Source organism: Clostridium sp. (assembly GCF_016650095.1).
Taxonomy (GTDB): domain Bacteria; phylum Bacillota; class Clostridia; order Clostridiales; family Clostridiaceae; genus Clostridium_AD.
Window position 1 is genome coordinate 1 of record NZ_JAENWL010000317.1, and the last position, 4,452, is coordinate 4,452.

The 4,452-nt window shown below is 32.7% G+C and carries 5 protein-coding genes and 1 pseudogene; 3 read left to right on the forward strand and 3 right to left on the reverse strand.

The window, feature by feature from the left end:
• The 3 genes and pseudogenes from JJE11_RS15265 to JJE11_RS15275 form a co-directional block, all read right to left on the reverse strand.
• Positions 1–564: pseudogene (locus tag JJE11_RS15265) on the reverse strand (diguanylate cyclase); the annotation flags it as partial.
• A gap of 278 nt (positions 565–842) precedes the next feature.
• On the reverse strand, positions 843–1,970 hold the full coding sequence (locus JJE11_RS15270) for a response regulator (RefSeq protein ID WP_291637145.1): 1,128 nt from the start codon (positions 1,968–1,970) through the stop codon (positions 843–845).
• Positions 1,971–2,031: 61 nt separating this feature from the next.
• Entirely contained in the window at positions 2,032–2,781 is a 750-nt protein-coding gene (locus JJE11_RS15275; RefSeq protein WP_291637151.1) for a sensor histidine kinase, read from the reverse strand.
• 302 nt (positions 2,782–3,083) lie between these two features.
• On the opposite strand from JJE11_RS15275, the gene JJE11_RS15280 reads away from it, so the two are divergent.
• From JJE11_RS15280 to JJE11_RS15290, 3 genes are all read left to right on the forward strand, one after another.
• Positions 3,084–3,701 carry a hypothetical protein gene (locus JJE11_RS15280; RefSeq protein WP_291637153.1) on the forward strand — a complete coding sequence of 206 codons (618 nt, stop codon included), beginning with the start codon at positions 3,084–3,086 and terminating at the stop codon, positions 3,699–3,701.
• Between the two features lie 15 nt (positions 3,702–3,716).
• On the forward strand, positions 3,717–4,070 hold the full coding sequence (locus JJE11_RS15285) for a site-specific integrase (RefSeq protein ID WP_291637157.1): 354 nt from the start codon (positions 3,717–3,719) through the stop codon (positions 4,068–4,070).
• A 104-nt stretch (positions 4,071–4,174) separates the two neighbouring features.
• Positions 4,175–4,452: helix-turn-helix transcriptional regulator (locus JJE11_RS15290; protein WP_291637155.1), on the forward strand; the 278-nt coding region annotated here is incomplete at its 3' end.

The window sequence follows — 4,452 nt, forward strand, 5'->3', positions numbered from 1 at the left end:
TCCACTTTTAGAATTATCAAAAAGCACATATACAGTTTTTAAAGAAGGATTAATTTGTAAAGCCATTTTCATTGTATTTGTCGGATCAACTTCCTCAAGAACACCTGTAAAATCAGCTTGTCCATTTACAATATCATCCATGCCATTCTGATTTACTCCACAAAATGCAATTGGTGCATTTGAAAACAAACTTTTTCTATTTTCTAATGCAAATTCCAGAGCCACATCATCCGTTACAATTAGTACCTCTATATGCTCGTTTTGATACTTATATTTATAATAACCAAACAAATGTAGTTTGTTTTCATCTGTAGGGTAGTTTTTCCAATCCATATACTCAACATAAATGGAAAGATTGTTATTACTTTGTTTCAAAACATCAATGATGCCACTCGTTTCATCTTTAGACCAGGTTAATCCCTGATGGTATGAATTAATTACCAGAACATTTTTCTGCTCACTGATACTCCCTGCATATACATAGTTTGATAAACATGAACATAATAAGATCAAAGTAATAATTATTACAGCTATTTGTTTTTGTTTAAAAAATTCATTATGCACACATATCACCTCTTTGAATTTTAATTAATTTTTAAATGCAAACTTTTATATCAAATCATCTTCTACGAAGATGCAATATAGTGAGATTATTTAAAACTATATTTGTAAGTTCTACTTTATATTTGTAATTCCCCCATAATAATAGTTTATCAATTACATATGACAGAATTATGACAAAAAAAGAGCCAATAAACAACAAACCACGCTTAACACAAGGTTTCTAGGCTTAATGGTATTTTTTTACTCATTTATAATTCGTTCAACAATAATCGACTTATTTATTCTAGTGACCTTCTAAGTTCGTCGTATATCCTTTCAGTATTACTTGTTGGGTTTATTTGCAATTCTCTTTGGAGTGCTTTTTCATATCTATTATACTGTTTAATTAGTGATATTCTGTCCCTTTTAGCAGCATAAACCTGCATTATGATGCAGTTTACTTCTTCATCCAGTTCATTTTCTATTGTCATTTTCTTTAAAATTTGTAATGATAAATTAAGCCTGTTATTTTTCAAAAGGTAGCTTCCTAGTTGTTTTGCTAAGTCCCAATATACTTCGGAGAGTCTTTCTATCGCAGCTAAAGACCAGTTGTAACCTTTATCTCCAAAAAGTTGACCTAAAAAAATCTTTTCTGTTTTTATTGCATCTTCAAGGTTGGCTTCATTAATAATGGATAAATCATTAACCCTTCTGTCGAAGTCTAAGAAATCAATATATATATCTTTGATATCTATTCTATAACCTTCATTGGCAGAAATGATTGCTTCTTTCATTTCATGTTTCCCCAAGGCCTTTCTTAGCTTATATATGGTAGTATTCAGATAGGTTTCTGCATTACGTGGAGACATTTCACTGAAAACATCCTCCATGATCCTCCATTTGGATACAAACTCGCCTTTATTTAAAAGTAGGTAGGCTAATAATTCTAAACTCTTAGAAGAATTCACCTGCACTCTCGCACCGTCCACACCTCTAATATGCAGTCCTCCTAAACAATATACTGATAGCTTGACTGATGTACCTCCATAACTATATGGTAGCGCAGTAATGCGTCTTTCCCTACTCCTTTTTATTGTATGTTCCAACCTTTCCTGGGAAATTGGCTTCACGATATAGTCCATGGCATGCACATCAAACGCATCCAGTGCATATTCCTTGTGGGAAGTTAAAAAAACAATATCAATCATACCGAATTCCAACATAATTCTTCTGGCAAAATCTAATCCACCCTCCTCTGGCATTTTAATATCTATAAAGGCAATATCCACCCAGTTTTCTTTTATGAATCTATAAGCTTCAGAAGAACTCTGAAAGGCCCCTATAATCTCAGTTTCTGGGATTTTATAAATCATTTTCTTCATTATGAGTAACATTGATTTTTCATCATCTACTAAAATTACTTTCATTTTATCACCCCATAGTAAAATTCATTTGCAAGCTAGATCCTATTATTATATTCTGTTCGCTTCATTCATCTAAACAAAAATAGAAGGTACTATCTTTCTCCGTGATGCTATCCATCAATCTCTGGATTTCCCCACTCTGTACAAATTCCTTTAGAATTAGAATCCCGGGGATTGTTACTTTTTTCACTACTGTTTCTGCTATGAATCCTATATTAGCTTGGCTAAATATTGTTTTAGCTTTATCAAGGCCAATGTTTATACCGGTGTCTCTGATTGTAACAATGACCTTTTGATCTATTTGGTGAGTCTGAATGGATATAAATCCTCCACTGCTAGCGATTTTTACCGCATTGCTCACAATGTTACAAAGTACCAGCCCCAGTATCTCCTTGTCTAAAAAGAGGGTAACAACATCCTCCATATTTTTCATAATTCTTATACTTTTAGCCATATCATTTCCACTAAGTACATTTATAGTTTCCTTAGCAATATTAAAAATATCCCCATAAACTAATCCACCCTTTTGGCAATCTAACCGTTCCAGCAGATTTTCGACCATAATGAAGGTGGATTTGACCTGTTTTCTTACCTCATATATTATTTCTCTATTGTCACTCTTATCATCATCATTCAGTATTCCCATCATACTCACCATTGCAGCCATAGGACTCCGTATATCATGAGTAACTTCTCTGAATAGCTTGTCCTTTAATTTATTTAGTTCTGTAAGTTGATTAATATTACATATTAACTCCTCTTGCAGGATTTTATTTTCGTTTAAGCTCTTATTCATTTTCACTACACGTTTCATAGCATTATCACCCATTTTTTAATTTGTTTATTAATTATGCTTTAGTTTTGTATTTAACTGTTTTACACTCTGATATATTTTAATGTATCATATATATCGAACTAATACCATACTTCTTTAACATTCATTCGGAACTTAAATTAATTATATTTTCTCAAAACACTTATTAAATTTCAATTATAAAACTCAACACCTTCTCAGATATACACCGGAGAACGCATATGTTGACATATGATTTTGAACATGTTATATTAGGTAGCAATTAATAATATTAGGCATTGCCTAAAAGTGATGGGTGCTATATGAAAAATAATATTTACCTTGCAATAGTAAACAATGCATTTAATAAAACAAACATTACAACTTATGAAGAATCTGCAAAGTTTCAAGCTAAATTACTAGGTTTATGGGAGCAACAACAGAAAGTTCTTGGCTATACGAATGCTTCCATTTCTTTAAACCTAAGAAATATTAATGAAGTTCTTAATATTGCAGATAAGTTTATATGGGAAATAGATATTAATGACTTTGACAATTTTTACATAGGACTTGTAGGAAGAGGTCTTGCATACTCTACTCGAAGAAAATATCAATCTAATATCATAACCTTCTTGGATTATATTCGTTCAAGACATAGCCATGAGATTTGGAACTTATACAGAGTTCAGGTTCCTACGGTGCTGGACAAATTTAATAAACATCATCATCGAAATGATGATAATGAGGGCAAAGTAATTCCTCCTCAACCTGAAGTGCTGGACCGTTTTTTGAACGGGTTAAAAACTATGATGAAATCTGCAAGAAAGTATTCAACTGTTGCCAGAGATTATACTCTTTTCAAGATGCTTGAATTGTCTGGACTACGAATTTTTGAGGCTGTCATGCTAGATGTCAAGGATTGTCGATTTGACCTAGGCTAAAATGGGAAAATTTACATACGATATGGAAAAGGTTCAAAAGGTACTGGATATAAGAGAAGGTGGGTTCCAATGTTAGATGGTTTGGAAAAGCTATTTTTATGGTACTTGCAAAATGTACGTCCATTATTTACCGAGGAAGAGTCAGGGGCATTGTTTCTATCAGAAAAAGGTCAACGTTTGAGTAGAGATACGGGTAGGCAGGTATTAAAGAGGCGTCAAATTCAACTTGGCTTTCAAAACGATGAAATATTTAGCCTTCATCAGCTACGTAATGCATTTGCAACTCTTCAGACAGAAAGAGGTGTTGATTTATTAACATTAAAAACATTGTTAGGCCATTCAAATATATCAACTACTTTTACATATTAAACACCTGGTTCTGATTTTATGGAAAAGAAGATTAGAATGTCACAAGAAAAATGGAAACAACAACTATTAGCCGATGAATCGGATGAAAAGAAAGGGAAATGATTATGGCTTTGGAATGGAGATTAAGAAAGGTTATGGCTGACAAAGAGATATGGTCAGGTTCAGAATTGGCTCGATTAATGAAAGAAAAATCAGGGTATAGCTTATCAGCGCCATCAATCAGTGCTTTATTGAATGGCAACCCTAAGCAAGTAAAAGCTAATACTATGGATGCGTTATGTACTGCATTAGACTGTTCTCCTGCGGATTTATGGAAACATACTCCTACTTATACTCAAAATATAGATAGTAATATGCAGCCAAAGTTAGCGAAAGCATCTAA